At 70.6% G+C, this 14,883-nt stretch carries 14 protein-coding genes; 5 read left to right on the top strand and 9 right to left on the bottom strand.

Annotated features, from left to right (window positions below; translation table 11 throughout):
* The 3 genes from GEV27_RS03775 to glmS are packed head-to-tail and all read right to left on the bottom strand — an operon-like array spanning position 1 to position 3,651.
* A complete protein-coding gene (locus GEV27_RS03775) occupies positions 1-1,443 on the bottom strand; it encodes a bifunctional ADP-dependent NAD(P)H-hydrate dehydratase/NAD(P)H-hydrate epimerase (protein ID WP_153933481.1) in 1,443 nt (480 codons plus the stop codon).
* Positions 1,437-1,790: a holo-ACP synthase gene (locus GEV27_RS03770; protein WP_153654276.1), complete on the bottom strand. Its 354-nt coding sequence runs from the start codon at positions 1,788-1,790 to the stop codon at positions 1,437-1,439. The genes GEV27_RS03775 and GEV27_RS03770 overlap by 7 nt, the downstream gene beginning before the upstream one ends.
* A 16-nt stretch (positions 1,791-1,806) precedes the next feature.
* Positions 1,807-3,651 carry a glutamine--fructose-6-phosphate transaminase (isomerizing) gene (gene glmS, locus GEV27_RS03765; protein ID WP_153654278.1) on the bottom strand — a complete coding sequence of 615 codons (1,845 nt, stop codon included), beginning with the start codon at positions 3,649-3,651 and terminating at the stop codon, positions 1,807-1,809.
* Positions 3,652-3,727: 76 nt separating this feature from the next.
* Here glmS and coaA point away from each other — a divergent pair, with 76 nt between their 5' ends.
* Positions 3,728-4,669, top strand: a complete 942-nt coding sequence (gene coaA / locus GEV27_RS03760; protein ID WP_153654280.1) for a type I pantothenate kinase — start codon at positions 3,728-3,730, stop codon at positions 4,667-4,669.
* Positions 4,670-4,684: 15 nt separating this feature from the next.
* Here coaA and GEV27_RS03755 read toward each other — a convergent pair whose 3' ends face one another.
* The 3 genes from GEV27_RS03755 to GEV27_RS03745 all read right to left on the bottom strand — a co-directional run bounded on the left by GEV27_RS03755 (position 4,685) and on the right by GEV27_RS03745 (position 7,737).
* A complete protein-coding gene (locus GEV27_RS03755) occupies positions 4,685-5,653 on the bottom strand; it encodes a GNAT family N-acetyltransferase (protein ID WP_153910074.1) in 969 nt (322 codons plus the stop codon).
* Between the two features lie 9 nt (positions 5,654-5,662).
* On the bottom strand, positions 5,663-6,358 hold the full coding sequence (locus GEV27_RS03750; protein ID WP_153910073.1) for a hypothetical protein: 696 nt from the start codon (positions 6,356-6,358) through the stop codon (positions 5,663-5,665).
* Between the two features lie 74 nt (positions 6,359-6,432).
* Entirely contained in the window at positions 6,433-7,737 is a 1,305-nt protein-coding gene (locus GEV27_RS03745) for a carboxypeptidase-like regulatory domain-containing protein (protein ID WP_153933480.1), read from the bottom strand.
* 162 nt (positions 7,738-7,899) lie between these two features.
* On the opposite strand from GEV27_RS03745, the gene GEV27_RS03740 reads away from it, so the two are divergent.
* Positions 7,900-9,630 carry a serine/threonine-protein kinase gene (locus GEV27_RS03740; RefSeq protein ID WP_153933479.1) on the top strand — a complete coding sequence of 577 codons (1,731 nt, stop codon included), beginning with the start codon at positions 7,900-7,902 and terminating at the stop codon, positions 9,628-9,630.
* A 24-nt stretch (positions 9,631-9,654) separates the two neighbouring features.
* Here GEV27_RS03740 and glmM read toward each other — a convergent pair whose 3' ends face one another.
* From glmM to rplM, 3 genes are read right to left on the bottom strand one after another with little or no spacing between them, the layout of a single operon-like run.
* On the bottom strand, positions 9,655-11,001 hold the full coding sequence (gene glmM, locus GEV27_RS03735; protein ID WP_309222012.1) for a phosphoglucosamine mutase: 1,347 nt from the start codon (positions 10,999-11,001) through the stop codon (positions 9,655-9,657).
* 6 nt (positions 11,002-11,007) lie between these two features.
* Complete coding sequence (rpsI, locus tag GEV27_RS03730) at positions 11,008-11,508, bottom strand: 30S ribosomal protein S9 (RefSeq protein WP_153654291.1); 501 nt, start codon at positions 11,506-11,508, stop codon at positions 11,008-11,010.
* A gap of 20 nt (positions 11,509-11,528) precedes the next feature.
* On the bottom strand, positions 11,529-11,972 hold the full coding sequence (gene rplM, locus GEV27_RS03725) for a 50S ribosomal protein L13 (RefSeq protein WP_108579662.1): 444 nt from the start codon (positions 11,970-11,972) through the stop codon (positions 11,529-11,531).
* 237 nt (positions 11,973-12,209) lie between these two features.
* On the opposite strand from rplM, the gene GEV27_RS03720 reads away from it, so the two are divergent.
* The 3 genes from GEV27_RS03720 (at position 12,210) to GEV27_RS03710 (ending at position 14,880) form a co-directional block, all read left to right on the top strand.
* Positions 12,210-13,505, top strand: a complete 1,296-nt coding sequence (locus tag GEV27_RS03720; RefSeq protein WP_153654293.1) for a citrate synthase — start codon at positions 12,210-12,212, stop codon at positions 13,503-13,505.
* An 83-nt stretch (positions 13,506-13,588) separates the two neighbouring features.
* Positions 13,589-14,380, top strand: coding sequence for a tRNA pseudouridine(38-40) synthase TruA (gene truA / locus GEV27_RS03715; RefSeq protein WP_153654295.1), 792 nt, complete (start codon positions 13,589-13,591; stop codon positions 14,378-14,380).
* Positions 14,377-14,880, top strand: coding sequence for a GNAT family N-acetyltransferase (locus tag GEV27_RS03710; protein WP_153933478.1), 504 nt, complete (start codon positions 14,377-14,379; stop codon positions 14,878-14,880). Before truA ends, GEV27_RS03710 begins: the two co-directional genes overlap by 4 nt.
* Positions 14,881-14,883: the final 3 nt, after the last annotated feature.

Below are 14,883 nucleotides of genomic sequence, written 5' to 3'. Positions count from 1 at the left end.
TCAGTGTCTCCAGTCGCGGACGTCGTCGAGCAGGCCGTCGTGGAAGGCCGCGACCGTGCCCGGGAGCGCGGCGGCGACGGCGGACGCCGTGACGGGCCCTCCGGGGTTGGCCCGGACGCTCGCGGCACCGTGCAGGAACGCCGCGAGGGAGCCGGCGTCGTGCGGGTCCGCGCCGGCGGCCATGAGCGATCCGGCGAGGCCGGCGAGCACGTCGCCCGATCCCGCGGTGCCGAGCCACGGCGAGCCCGTGAGGTTGACCCGGGTCGGGCGTCCGGGCGTCACGACGAGGGTGCGGGCACCCTTGAGCAGCACCGTGGCCCCCCACCGCTCGGCCGCGCGCGACGCATGGGCCAGCGGCTCGGCCTCCACGCTCGCGCGGTCGGTGTCGAGCATCTGGGCGAGCTCGCCCGCGTGGGGCGTGAGCAGGGCCGGGACGTCGAACGATCCGGGCAGGTGCTGCAGGCCCGAGGCGTCGACCAGCACCGGCACGTCGTCCTCGAGCGCCATCGACAGCTGGCCGGCCCCGTCGTCGCCACCGCCGGGGCCGACGACCCAGGCCTGCACACGTCCTCGGCCGACGACGACCTCGGGGGCACGGTCCACGATGCGCCTGCCGAGCTCGTCGCTGCCGACGAACCGCACCATGCCGGCCAGGCCCGCCTGCGCACCTGCGACGCAGAGGTGCGCCGCGCCCGCGTACTGCTCCGAGCCGGCCGCGATGCCGACGACACCCCGCGCGTACTTGTGGCTCGTGGGGCTGCGGAGCCAGTCGAAGAGATCGTCCAGCAGCCGGGAGTCCGAGGGCTCGATGGCCTCGACCGACGCGGTCGGCAGGAACGGGCCCAGGCCGATGTCCACGAGCTCGGCGATCGACGTGCCGTTCCAGCCGGCCGCTCCGCTCGCGGGCGCGACCAGAAGGGCGTTCTTGTAGGTCCCGAAGGTGATCGTCGCATCGGCCCGCACGTGGGCCCCGGGCACCGTCGCCCCGTCCACGTCGACGCCGGACGGCACGTCGACGGCGATCGTGTGGGGCCGGGCCCGGGCGATCCACTCGGCCCAGTCCGCCGCCCGTCCGGTGAGGCCGGGGCGCGCGCCGATCCCGAAGACCGCGTCGAGGCAGTGCCGCTGGTCGGTCGGCTCCTCGACCACCCGGGCGCCGGCGCCCAGCGCGGTCGCGAGACCGTCTGCGTGCACCGTGCCGGGGTCGAGCAGGCACAGGTCGACCCGGACCCCGCGATCCAGCAGGTGCGCCGCGGCGTAGAGCGCGTCGCCCCCGTTGTTGCCCGGGCCGATCAGCATCAGCACCACCTCGCCCGCCGCGACGTGACCGAGGGCGTCGGCGAGGCCCCGGGAGGCGCGGCGCATGAGCTCGCCGTCCGGCAGAGTGGCCGCGAGGGCGGCCTCCGCGGCGCGGACGTCCTCGACCCGGTGGGACCTCAGCATTCGGCCACCACGAACGCCGTCGCCACGGTGGTGTCGTGCGAGATCGACAGGTGCGTCGCCGTGACGCCCAGCTCGGCCGCCCGGTCGAGCGCGGCACCGTGCAGCTTCAGCTCGGGCGCACCCTGGGCGTCGCTGACCACCTCGATGTCCTGCCATGACATGCCCGCAGGGGCCCGGAGGGCCTTGACGAACGCCTCCTTGGCCGCGAAGCGGCCCGCCAACGACTCCAGCGGCAGATCGGCCTCCGCCGCCGTGAACAGCCGGTTGCGCAGCGTCGGCGTACGCTCCAGCGACGCCGCGAACCTGGGGATGTCGACGACGTCCACGCCGATTCCGAGGATGGTCATGCGGTGGTCCCGAGGATCACTCGACCGTGACCGACTTGGCGAGGTTGCGGGGCTGGTCGACGTCGTGGCCAAGGAGGCTCGCGAACTCCGCGGCGAATATCTGCAGCGGTACCGTCGAGACGAGGGGCTGCAGCAGGGTGGGGACCTTGGGCAGCCGGATCAGGTGATCGGCGTAGGGCACGACGTCCTCGTCACCGTCCTCGGCCAGCACGATCGTGCGGGCACCGCGCGCGCGGATCTCCTGGATGTTGCTGACGGTCTTCTCCTGCAGCTGGTCGCGGCCCTTGGGCGGCACGATGACGAACACCGGGAGGCCCTCCTCGATCACCGCGATCGGGCCGTGCTTGAGCTCACCTGCGGCGAAGCCCTCGGCGTGGATGTAGGCCAGCTCCTTGAGCTTGAGCGCACCCTCCAGGGCCACCGGGTAGCCGACGTGGCGACCGAGGAACAGGATCGAGCGCGAGCCGGCGAGCTCGGCCGCGAGCTTGCGCATCTGGTCGCCCTCGTCGAGCATCCGCTGGATCCCGTCGGGGATGCGACCGATCTCGGCGAGGATGCCGTCGATCTCGTCGCCGTACTTCATGCCCTTGACCTGCGCGATGTAGAGGGCGAGGAGGTAGCACGCGACGACCTGGCTGAGGAAGCCCTTGGTCGAGGCGACCGCGACCTCCGGGCCGGCGTGCGTGTAGATGACCGCATCGGACTCGCGGGGGATCGTCGAGCCGTTGGTGTTGCAGATCGACAGCACGCGAGCCCGCTGCTGCCGGGCGTAGCGAATCGCCATGAGCGTGTCCATGGTCTCGCCGGACTGGCTGATCGTGACGACCAGCGTGCTCTTGTCGAGGATCGGGTCGCGGTAGCGGAACTCCGAGGCCAGCTCGACCTCGCACGGCGTGCGCGTCCAGTGCTCGATCGCGTACTTGGCGACCATCGCGGCGTAGAACGACGTGCCGCACGCGATCACGATGATCTTGTGGACCTCGCGCAGCTCATCGTCACTGATGCGCATCTCGTCGAGCTGCAGCAGGCCCCCGGGTGTGTAGCGCCCCAGCAGCGTGTCGGCGACCGCCTGGGGCTGCTCGTCGATCTCCTTGAGCATGAACCACTCGAAGCCGCCCTTCTCGGCAGCCGACACGTCCCAGTCGACGTGGTACTCCGTGGTCTCGGCGGGGTGCCCGTCGAAGTCGGTCACGACGATGTCGTCGGGCGTGATCGTGACGACCTGGTCCTGGCCGAGCTCGACGGCGTCGCGGGTGTACTCGATGAACGCCGCGACGTCCGAGCCGAGGAAGTTCTCGCCGTCGCCACGTCCGACCACGAGGGGCGAGTTGCGGCGGGCGCCGACGACCACGTCGGGCTGGGCGGCGTCGCAGATCACGAGCGTGAAGGCGCCCTCGAGGCGGCGGCAGACCGCACGCACCGCGTCCGACAGGTCGGGGGTGCGCTCGAGCTCGTCGCGCAGCAGGTGGGCGACGACCTCGGTGTCGGTCTCCGAGACCATCTCGTGGCCCCGCTTCTCCAGCTCTGCGCGCAGGGACGCGAAGTTCTCGATGATGCCGTTGTGCACGACCGCGACGCGACCCGTGTCGTCGAGGTGCGGGTGCGCGTTGACGTCGTTGGGCGCACCGTGGGTGGCCCACCGCGTGTGCCCGATGCCGGTGTGCGCGACGGGCAGCGGGTGCGCCGCGAGCTCGGCGTCGAGGTTGACGAGCTTGCCCGCCTTCTTGGCCGAGAGGAGCTCACCGTCGTGCACCAGGGCGACGCCGCCGGAGTCATATCCCCGGTACTCCAGGCGTCGCAGGCCCCCCATGACGACGTCGAGAGCCGAGCGCTGACCGACGTATCCGACAATTCCACACATGGTTCCTAGGGTAGCGAGTGCGGCCCACCTAGGGCCGAGTGCAGCGCCGGAGCGTCAGCCGCGCCACAATGGCGGCATGACGCGCGACCAGTCACCGTACGTTGAGCTCGAACGGGCCGCATGGGCCGAGCTCGCCGGTGACGTCCCCCAGCCGCTCAACCCCGACGAGATCGAGCGGGTACGCGGCCTCGGCGACGAGCTCGACCTCGAGGAGGTCCGCCAGGTCTACCTGCCGATGACGCAGCTGATCAGCATGCGCGTACGCCTCGCGGCCGCCTTGTACGAGGCGACCGAGGAGTTCCTGCACGCCCCCCAGTCGCGGCGCACCCCGTTCGTGATCGGCATCGCCGGATCCGTCGCAGTCGGCAAGTCCACGACCGCCCGCCTGCTGCGCGAGCTGCTGGCCCAGTCCCCCGACCACCCCGTGGTCGAGCTGGTCACGACCGACGGCTTCTTGTTCCCCAACGCCGAGCTCGAGCGCCGGGGGCTGCTGGATCGCAAGGGCTTCCCCGAGTCGTACGACCGCAAGGCCCTCCTGCGCTTCGTGATGGAGGTCAAGTCCGGTGTCGAGGTCGTGACCGCCCCGGTCTACTCCCACCTGACGTACGACCGCACCGACGAGGTCGTGACCGTCAAGGCGCCCGACATCGTCATCGTGGAGGGCCTGAACGTCCTCGCCCCCGCACGACCCCGCGGCGACGGCTCGCCCGGCCTGGCCGTCAGCGACTTCTTCGACTTCTCGATCTACGTCGACGCGTCGGGCAAGGACCTGCGCCGCTGGTACATCGACCGCTTCCTGACCCTGCGCAAGACCGCCTTCGCCGATCCCGCGTCGTACTTCCACCGCTACAGCTCGTTCTCCGACGAGGAGGCGGTGCAGCGCGCGAGCGAGCTGTGGGACACGATCAACTACCCCAACCTCAAGGAGAACATCGCCACGACACGTGGCCGTGCCTCCCTCGTGCTGCGCAAGGGACCCGACCACGCCGTGAGCTGGGTGCGCCTGCGCAAGATCTGAGCCCACGGACCGAGGTCAGATCGTTCGCACGTACTCCCCGGCCCAGGCGCTCTGCCAGAAGCCGAGCCGCTCGTTCACCGCGATCATGTGGGTGTTGCTGGCCGCATTCCACGTCGTGATGCGCCGCCGGCCCTCCAGCAGGTCCGCCGCGGCCTGCATCGCGTGGATCTTGAGCGCGAGACCGAGCCCATGACCGCGGTGGGCCGGGCGGACGAGGGTGTCCCACTGATAGACCTCGTCACCCTCGCCGGGGAAGGCCAGCTGGGTGTGGCCCGCGAGCGAGCCGTCGGGGGCACGGGCGACCGACACCTGCATGATGCGGCCGACCCGGGCCAGGTCGGCCTCGTCCTTGCGGACCCGTGCAGCGTCCCAGTGCTCGTTCTCCAGCCCGATGTCGCCGCTGGGCGCCTCGGCATTGAGCATCCGGCGCAGGTCTGCGTACTCGTCGAGCCACTCCTGCGGGCACGGGCCGCGCCACGTCTCCAGCGTGTACGCGGGGTCGAGCACGAGGGGCGGCACGTCGGCGGGCAACGTCAGCTCACGCACCGCGTCCACGATGTCGAGCGTGAACCCGCGCGCCTCCGCGAAGGCACGCCCCGCATCCGTCTGCTGGTCGACCGCCCACACCGCCTCCCCGAGAGCGATCGTGCGTCCGTGCTGACGTCCGATGTCGAGCAGCGCATCGAGCACGGCCGAGCCGTGACCCCGGCGACGGTGCTCCGGCGGCACGAACACCTCCACGAAGGCGATCGCCGTGTTGTCCTGCAGCGCCATGACGGCCGTGCCGCCCGCGACGGCGAGACCGTGGACGTCCCGGGCGACGACGGCGGCCTTGGTGCCGTACGCGTCATCGGTCAGGTTGACCCGCTTCTCGATCGCCAGGTAGGGACCATCGAAGGTCCGTGCGTGCGCTCGTGCGTAGAGGCCGTAGAGCTCCGCGAACGCCGCGTCGTCGGACACGTCGACGCGCTGGACCCTGGTCATCCCTCGACCCTACGGCTCCGGCAGGTCGAGGAGCGGCAGGTGCTCGGCCCGCACGATGCCGGCCGACACCGCGTACTCGACCAGCCGCGAGCGGCGCGACGTGGCGAGGCGGCCCGCCCCGCCGTAGAGACCCTTCACGCCGTTCCTGGCGAGCCTCTCGCAGACGTTGTCGAGCTTGCGGTTGAAGGTCGTGATGGGCACCCCGAGGCGCTCCGCCGCGGCCGCGCTGGTCGGCACCGCGCCGGGCGCTCCGCCCCTGCGCCGGAGCACCGGCTCGGCGAGCGCCAGCACCAGGCGCAGCTGGGACGGGGTCAGCTCGACGGCACCGAGCGTCTCATCGCCCGATCCCGTGACCGGTGCGGGAGACCCGGAGTAGGCCGGCTCGTCGCAGTCGACGGTGACCTCGTACATCGTGTCGCCCGCCGTGAACAAGATGGCTTGGCTCGCCATCACCACCGGCAGCCGCGACCCGGGGCCGATCCAGGACTGCAGGGTTCCCGCGTCGCCGCTGACCGTGACCGACAGCCGGGTCCCCACGTTCACGATCCACCAGAAGCCGGCCTCGTGGCGCAGCTCGACCGCACGCCGGTGCAGGTAGGGGTTGTCCTCGTCGACGACCAGGTCGCCCTCGCGGCCGATCGTGAAGACGTCGCCCGGCTCCACGACGAGCTCCTCGCCGCAGAACTCGATCGTCAACCGGCTCATGGCGCCACCTCCGGATCGATGTGCTTCATCCGCCATGGTGCCGTGCCGTCCGTCCGTCGCGCGCGCCGAGGCGGTCAGCGCACCGCGACCTTGACGGTCGTGCGGGCAGGGGCCGTGCTGGACGTCCCCGCGTAGTCGACGTGGAACGTCCGGGTGCCGGCGGGCACGCCGGTCAGCGTCACCGTGCCGACGCCCTTCGCGAGGGAGACCGTGCGGCGGACGTCCTTGCGCGAGACCGTGATCGTCCCGCTGGGGTGGTGGCCCGTGGCGCGGCGGGTCACCTCGACCGTGAACGTGGCCCGACCGGTGCCGGGCCTGGACGACACGCCCAGCCGGGCGGTCGACTTCAGCGTGGTGGTCAGCCGCTCGACGAGCGCGCCCTCGTCCAGCGAGAAGACCTGCGGCTGCGTGCTGCCGGCGATCGTCTGCCACCGCGTCGCCCAGATGTTCTTCGGGTCCTCGAACCGCAGCTGCACGTCGTTCGGCGCCTCGGTGGCCAGGTCGTATCGTCCCGTCGACCACGTGCGGGTGGACCCCGCATATCGGCTCGTGCCCACCACGCGAGGCCTGACGGAGATCCCCCGGAGCCGCTCGCCGCTCGTCGAGGTCACGATGCCCTTCACGTGGGCGAGGCGGTGGTCGAGCACGTGGGCCTTGACCGTGGTGGTCGCGCCCCCCGTCACCGTCAGCTCCGTCGCAGCCGTCTCGGAGAACACCTCGTCATGGCACTCCTGCCGGTACGTCGAGGAGGTGTCGCGGTAGCAGAGGGTGTACGTGCCGGCCGGGAGCCCGCGGAAGCGGTACGTCCCCGCGGCGTCGACCCCGCGGTCCACGTCGTACCTCTTCGTCGAGAGGTTCTCGTACACGCTGCTGTCGGGACCGTCGACGATCTCCGCGCGGATGGACGTGGGGGACGCACCGTCTGCCCGGGTGACCTTGCCGGTGATCGTGCCGGCCGGCTTCAGGGTCACGTTGCGGGTGACCGTGCGCGACCGGTTCCCCATGAAGTCACGACGAGCCGTCACGGCGCGTTGGCCCGGGTCGCTCACGACGACGTTGTCGTACCACCACGTCGTGCTGCTGCCAGCGGGACGGGTGAGCGAGTAGCGCCCGGCGCTGTCGGTCGTGACCGTCTTGTACCGCTCGAACGCATCACCGCTGTCCCCGTCGCGGCGCACCAGGGTCACCTTGGCCCCGGCCAGGGGTGTGCCCGCGATCGTGACCGTGCCCTTCACGGTGCCACCCGGGACGGTGGTCGCGTGGGCCGGTGCCACGAGCAGACCGCCGCCGACGACGACGGCCGACAGGAGCCCGACGAGCGGGCGGATCGTGCGGCGGTGCTGGGTCATGATGTCCTCCGAGAGCTCGCTGACGCGCATCACCTCTGACGCTAGGCGGCGCCCGTCCCGCCGTCCATGGGCAGAGGTTCCCTCAGCCGCGCCGTTCGGCGCCCCGGCATGCCCGCTGCCGTCGGATAGTGTGGATCGCACCCCAGAGCCCAGCGCACCGGCCAGCTCGCTCGCTCCCAGGAGACGCACATCGTGCCAGCACGCGGTCTTCCGCCCCCTGAGCTGGACGGCTTCACCTTCGTCCGGCTCATCGGCCGAGGCGGCTTCGCCGATGTGCACCTGTATCGACAGGCCGTCCCGGCGCGCGAGGTCGCGGTCAAGGTGCTCCACCCTGTCGTCGCCGCCGAGACGGACATCGAGTTCTTCCACGCCGAGGCGAACGTCATGGCCCAGCTGTCCGGGCACCCGTCGATCGTCCCGATCTTCCAGGCCGACGTCGCGGCGGACGGACGGCCCTACATCGTGATGGAGTACTGCCCCGGCCCCAGCCTCGGGGAGCGCTACCGGGTCGAGGAGATCCCGCTGTCGGACGTCCTCGAGATCGGCATCAAGATCGCCGCCGCGGTCGAGACCGCCCACCGCGCCGGCATCCTGCACCGCGACATCAAGCCGCACAACGTCCTCACGAACGCGTACGGCACACCCCTGCTGACGGACTTCGGGATCGCGACGGCCACCGACGACCCGCAGACGACCGAGACGACGCTGTCGGTGCCGTGGGCCCCGCCCGAGGCGTTCCGCGGCACGGCCGCCAAGGACGTGCGCAGCGACGTGTACTCGCTCGGCGCCACGGTCTACAGCCTGCTCGCGCGGCGGTCGCCGTACCAGCGCGACGACCAGCCGAACGACGCGATCGCGATGGGCATCCGCATCTCCACCGAACCCTTGCGCCCCACCGGGCGCAGCGACGTCCCGGCCGCCCTCGAGGAGGTGCTGGCCCGGGCGATGGCCCGGTCGATCCACGACAGGTACGCCTCGGCGCTCGACTTCGCGCAGGCCCTGCAGCGCGTCCAGATCGACCTGGGCCTGCCACCGACCCGTATCGAGGTGCTCGACTCCTCTGCCGACCCCCGGCGCCACACGGCCGTCGTGGACGACCTCACCACCGTTCGCCCGATCACGCTGACCGTTCCCGAGGGAGCACCGGCCGGCACCGGCACCGGCTCCGGCCCCCGCCCACGATCGGGCGCTCCCGGACGGACCTGGGCGAAGCGGGCAGCGGCGGTGCTCGCGGTCGCGGCGGTCGCCGCGGGGGCCCTGGCCTTCCTGCGTCCCGACGACGCCCCCTCCAGCGACGGGCCGCTGCCGGCCGTCGTCGGCGCGGCCTACGACAACCCCGCGTGCACCGAGGAGTACATCCTGCAGCTCACCCGGGGCAATCCGAGAGGCTTCGCCGAGCGGATCAACGCCGTCTCCGAGCTCGTGCCGGACGTGAAGTACCTCCGCGGATCGGACGCGTGCGAGACCTACGATCCGGTCAACCGCGACGGCGAGCCCTACTACCTCGCGTGGACAGGTCCCTACGCCACGCTCGAGGACGTGTGCACCGCACGCCGCGAGGCCGGCATCCGCGAGGCGATCCCGCACCTGCTCGACGCAGATCAGCGCGGGCGCAGCTTCTGCGTGTGCCTGGAGTCCGTCGACGACCTCCCGGCGCTCGACAGCTCGACCGACACCTCGTTCGACGAGGGGCTTCTCGTCAACGAGCTGCAGCAGATCCTGCTGATCCGCGGCTACCTCGACGAGCCCCGCACCGACGAGGGCATCGGCATCATCGCGCAGGGCTTCGACGCCCCGACGACCGCGGCGCTCAAGGCGTACCAGGCGGACCAGGGCATCGCGCCCGACGGCCGCACCGGGTCCGCGACCTGGAGCGCCCTCAAGGCCGAGGAGTACGACAGCGGACGACCGGTGTGCCCCTGAGGACCCCGCACCACCCGGGGGTGGTCACAGCGACAGCGTCAAGCGGACCACACCGGCCAGGTGCTCGGCCACCTCGGTGGCCTGCTCGGCCGTCGCCGCCTCCACCATCACGCGCACGAGCGGCTCGGTGCCGGACTGGCGCAGCAGCACCCGGCCCGTGTCGCCGAGCCTCGACGACGCGATGGCCACCTCGCCCAGCAGCGTCGGATCGGTGTCGGCGCGGGACTTGTCGACGCCCGGGACGTTGATCAGCACCTGCGGCAGGCGCGTCATGACCGACGCGAGCCGCGACAGCGGAGTGCCGGACTCGGCCATGCGCGCGGCCAGGTGCACCGCGGTCAGGACCCCGTCGCCGGTGGTCGCGTAGTCGCCCATGATGACGTGGCCCGACTGCTCGCCGCCCATGTTGAAGCCACCGGCACGCATCGCCTCGAGCACGTAGCGGTCGCCGACGGCGGTCTGGATCACGGAGATGCCGGCGCTCTCGAGCGCCTGGACGAAGCCGAGGTTGCTCATCACCGTCGCGACGACCGTGTCGTCGGTCAGGCGTCCGGCGTCGCGTGCTGCGAGCGCCAGGATCGCCAGGATGTGGTCGCCGTCGACGACCGCGCCGGTCTCGTCGACCGCGAGGCAGCGGTCGGCATCACCGTCGAAGGCGAAGCCTGCGTCCGCGCCGTGCCGGACGACGGCGACCTGCAGGTCGTCCAGGTGCGTCGAGCCGCAGTTGTCGTTGATGTTGAGGCCGTCGGGCTCGGCGTGGATCGCGATGACCGTCGCGCCGAGCTCCTCGAACACCGCAGGACCCACCTCGTACGCCGCGCCGTTCGCGCAGTCCAGCACGACCCGCAGGCCGTCGAGCGGACGCGGGCAGGTCGACACGAGGTGCTTGACGTACGCCGCCACACCCGCATGGCTGTCGCCGATGCGACCGACGCCGGCGCCGGTCGGCCGGTCCCACGGCTCCTCGAGGCGATCCTCGATGAGGACCTCGAGCTGGTCGTCGAGCTTGAGCCCGCCGCGGGCGAGGAACTTGATGCCGTTGTCGGGCATCGCGTTGTGGCTCGCGGAGATCATGACGCCCATGTCCGCCTCGAGGAAGGAGGTCAGGAACGCCGCTCCCGGCGTCGGCACGACGCCGAGGCAGTGCACGTCCACACCGGCAGAAGCAAGGCCCGCGACCACCGCGGCCTCCAGGAACTCTCCTGAGGCGCGGGGATCGCGGGCCACGACTGCTGTGGGGCGCTGGTCGGCGAAAGCACCGACCTCACCCAGGACGTGGGCCGCGGCGACCGCGAGGTCGACTGCGAGCTCGGCCGTCAGATCACGATTCGCGACTCCGCGAACGCCATCGGTGCCAAAGATCCGGCCCACGAAGACTCAGCGCTTGCTGTACTGCGGAGCCTTACGAGCCTTCTTGAGACCAGCCTTCTTGCGCTCCTTGATGCGCGAGTCACGCGTCAGGAGTCCGGCCTTCTTCAGCACCGGGCGGTTGGCCTCTTCGTCGATCTGGTTGAGCGAGCGGGCCACGCCGAGACGCAGGGCGCCGGCCTGACCGGTCATGCCGCCACCGGTGACGCGAGCGATGACGTCGAAACGGTCCTGCAGACCCGTCTCGGCGAAGGCCTCCTTGGCAATCTGCTGGTGCAGCTTGTTGGGGAGGTACTCCTCGAGCGGCTTGCCGTTGACGGTCCAGACGCCGGTGCCCGGCACGATGCGGACGCGAGCGATGGCCTCCTTGCGGCGGCCCGTCGCAGCACCCGGAGCGATCGTCGCGGGCTTGCTGGAGGTCTCGGAAGCGCCAGCTGACTCGGAGGTGTAAGCAACACCCTCGGAGTTGGTCTGGAACTCGGTGGTCTCTTCGGTGGTGGTCTCAGCCACGATGCGCCTGCTTCTCTTCTTTACTGGGAGATCTGCGTGATCTCGAACGGCTGGGGCTTCTGGGCGGTGTGCGGGTGCTCGGGGCCGGAGTAGACCTTGAGCTTCGTGATCAGCTGATCACCCAGACGGTTCTTGGGGAGCATGCCGCGGACCGACTTCTCGATCGCCTTGCGGGCATCCTTGTCCAGCAGGTCACCGTAGGCGATGGACTTGAGTCCACCCGGGTAGCCGCTGTGACGGTACGCGAGCTTGTCGCGACGCTTGTTGCCCGAGAGGGCAACCTTCTCCGCGTTGACGATGATGACGAAGTCGCCACCGTCGACGTGCGGAGCATATGTCGGCTTGTGCTTGCCGCGGAGCAGCGTCGCAGCCTGGACGGCGAGACGGCCCAGAACGATGTCCTCGGCGTCGATGACGTGCCACTGACGGGTGATGTCAGACGGCTTGGGGCTGAACGTGCGCACGGCGTGACCTTCTCGTTCTTCGATGGTGGTGATCCTGAAACAAACTCTATGGTGGTCGCAACCCATGACGAATCCGCTGGGTTCGACGACACACTAGGTTAACCGGCGGGTGAGGCTCGGGTCAAAACGAGGTCCGTCCTGGCACCCCGTTGCCCCGTGAGGTTTGCCTCACGTCTAAGTTGATAACCGGTCCGCGCCACCGTAGCGGACCGTTCAACCCGTCACAGGAGACCCATCGTGACCGAGAACCAGACCCTGACCGTCCGAGACAATCGCTCGGGCGAGGAATTCGAGATCCCGATCACGGATGGCACCATCCGCGCGGGCGACCTCGGCAAGATCGGCAAGACGGACGATGAGCCCGGACTTGCGGTCTACGACCCCGGCTTCACCAACACCGCCTCCACGCGCAGCTCCGTCACGTTCATCGACGGTGACAAGGGCATCCTGGAGTACCGCGGCTACCCGATCGAGCAGCTGGCCGAGAAGTCCACGTTCCTCGAGGTCGCCTACCTGCTCATCCACGGCGAGCTGCCCACGAAGGAGCAGCACGAGCAGTGGGTGCACGAGATCACGTTCCACACGTTCGTGCACGAGAACGTCAAGTCCCTGATGCAGGGCTTCCGCTACGACGCGCACCCCATGGGAATGCTGCTGTCGAGCGTCGGCGCCCTGTCGACGTTCTACCCCGAGGCGCGCAACATCAGCGATCCGCAGGTGCGCCACGAGCAGGTCGTGCGCATGATCGCCAAGATGCCGACGCTCGGCGCATGGTCGTTCCGCCACGCCCAGGGCAAGCCGTACGTCTACCCCGACAACGACCTGTCCTACACCGAGAACTTCCTCTCGATGCTGTTCAAGATGTCCGAGCCGAAGTACGACCCGGACCCGCGCCTGGCCAAGGCCCTCGACGTCCTGCTGATCCTGCACGCGGACCACGAGCAGAACTGCTCGACCAACGCGGTGCGCTCGGTCGGCTCGAGCCAGGTCGACCCCTACTCCGCGGTCAGCGCCGGCATCGCGGCCCTCTACGGCCCGCTGCACGGTGGCGCCAACGAGGCCGTGCTGAAGATGCTCAAGCGCATCGGCAGCAAGGAGAACATCCCGGCGTTCATCGAGGGCGTCAAGAACGGCGACGAGAAGCTCATGGGCTTCGGTCACCGCGTCTACAAGAACTACGATCCGCGCGCCACGATCATCAAGAAGGCCTGTGACGACGTCTTCGAGGTCACCGGGGTCAACCCGCTCCTCGAGATCGCCCAGGAGCTCGAGAGGATCGCGCTCGAGGACGAGTACTTCGTCAAGCGCAAGCTCTACCCCAACGTCGACTTCTACTCGGGCCTGATCTACGAGGCGCTGCAGTTCCCGCCCGAGATGTTCACGGTCCTGTTCGCGATCGGCCGCACCCCGGGCTGGCTCGCACAGTGGTCGGAGCTGGTGGACGACAAGGAGCAGAAGATCGCTCGTCCCAAGCAGATCTACACCGGCGACCGTCAGCTGGAGTTCATCCCCGCTTCCGAGCGCTGGGCCTGACCCACACCCCCTCGAAAGGCCCTCACCGTCCGCGGTGGGGGCCTTCGTCGTGTGCGCCGAGCCGTGGGGCTACCGTGGGCCGGGTGCGGCTGCGACTGGATCTCTCCTACGACGGAGCGGGTTTCCGCGGCTGGGCCGTCCAACCGGGCCTGCGCACCGTCCAGGGGGAGGTGGAGACCGCGCTCGCGACCATCCTGCGCCGAGACACCGCTCCCCAGCTGACCTGCGCAGGGCGCACCGACGCCGGCGTCCACGCCCGCGGACAAGTCGCCCACGTCGACCTCGAGGACGTCGATCCTCCGGCGCTGGAGCGCCGGCTGCGCCGCCTGCTCCCGCCCGACATCGCCCTGCGCGGCTTGACGGTCGCGCCGGAGGGGTTCGATGCCCGCTTCTCCGCGCTGCAGCGCCGCTACGTCTACCGCCTGTGCGACTCCCCCGCCGGCCCTGACCCGCTCGTCCGCGGCAGCGTCGTGGGCTGGGGACGCCCGCTCGACCCGTCGTTGATGGACGCGGCGGCCGACCACCTGCTCGGCGAGCACGACTTCGCGTCCTTTTGCAAGCGTCGCGAGGGCGCGACCACGATCCGCACGCTGCTGGAGCTGCGCACCGACCGGCGCGGCGACGTCCTGGAGACGACCGTGCGCGCGGACGCGTTCTGCCACTCGATGGTGCGATCCCTCATGGGCGCGCTCGTCGCCGTGGGCGAGGGTCGGTACGCGCCCGAGTGGGCCGGCCAGATCCTCGCCGGTGCGACGCGGGACGCCCGGGTCAAGGTGATGCCCGCGCACGGCCTGGTGCTGGAGGAGGTCGTCTATCCCGCCGACGACGCCCTGGCCGCACGGGCCCACGAGTCCCGGAGGCGACGCGACGAATGAACGTCCGTCTCGCCGTCGTGACCCCCACGACCTTCCAGGCCCTGGCCGCGGGCGACATCGTCGCGGCGCAGGCGCAGCTCGGCCTGCCCATCCCGCAGGCGTTCGCCGAGGCGGTGGACATCTGGCGCTTCATGAACACCCTCGCGAACGAGCAGCCGGCCAATGCGGACTGGCTCATGCGGGCCGTGGTCGCGGACGACGTCATCGTCGGCAACGCCGGCTTCAAGGGGGCACCCGTGGACGGCCGGGCCGAGCTCGGCTACCGGATCCTGCCCGATCACCGACGCCGCGGACTGGCTCTCGCGGCGGTCCGGCTCCTGGTGGACCACGCGTGCAGCACCCAGGGGCTCGACCGGGTCATCGCCCGCATCGCTCCCGACAACGAGGCCTCCGTCCGGGTCGTGACGGCGGCCGGATTCGTGCCGGACGGGGAGCACATCAGCCCGCGGTGGGGCCGCCAGCTCCAGTTCGCGATGCAGACACCCGGGCCCGACGCCTGACAG

This window comes from Aeromicrobium sp. S22, assembly GCF_009661045.1.
Classification (GTDB): Bacteria; Actinomycetota; Actinomycetes; order Propionibacteriales; family Nocardioidaceae; genus Aeromicrobium; species Aeromicrobium yanjiei.
This window is presented reverse-complemented; position numbering and strand designations above follow the sequence as displayed.

Coding starts and splice junctions, on each gene's coding strand:
- GEV27_RS03750 (WP_153910073.1), bottom strand. CDS start 6,358: ATGAGCCGGTTGACGATCGAGTTCTGCGGCGAGGAGCTCGTCGTGGAG.
- GEV27_RS03745 (WP_153933480.1), bottom strand. CDS start 7,737: ATGCGCGTCAGCGAGCTCTCGGAGGACATCATGACCCAGCACCGCCGC.
- GEV27_RS03710 (WP_153933478.1), top strand. CDS start 14,377: ATGAACGTCCGTCTCGCCGTCGTGACCCCCACGACCTTCCAGGCCCTG.
- GEV27_RS03775 (WP_153933481.1), bottom strand. CDS start 1,443: ATGCTGAGGTCCCACCGGGTCGAGGACGTCCGCGCCGCGGAGGCCGCC.
- coaA (WP_153654280.1), top strand. CDS start 3,728: ATGACGCGCGACCAGTCACCGTACGTTGAGCTCGAACGGGCCGCATGG.
- glmS (WP_153654278.1), bottom strand. CDS start 3,651: ATGTGTGGAATTGTCGGATACGTCGGTCAGCGCTCGGCTCTCGACGTC.
- GEV27_RS03770 (WP_153654276.1), bottom strand. CDS start 1,790: ATGACCATCCTCGGAATCGGCGTGGACGTCGTCGACATCCCCAGGTTC.
- GEV27_RS03755 (WP_153910074.1), bottom strand. CDS start 5,653: ATGACCAGGGTCCAGCGCGTCGACGTGTCCGACGACGCGGCGTTCGCG.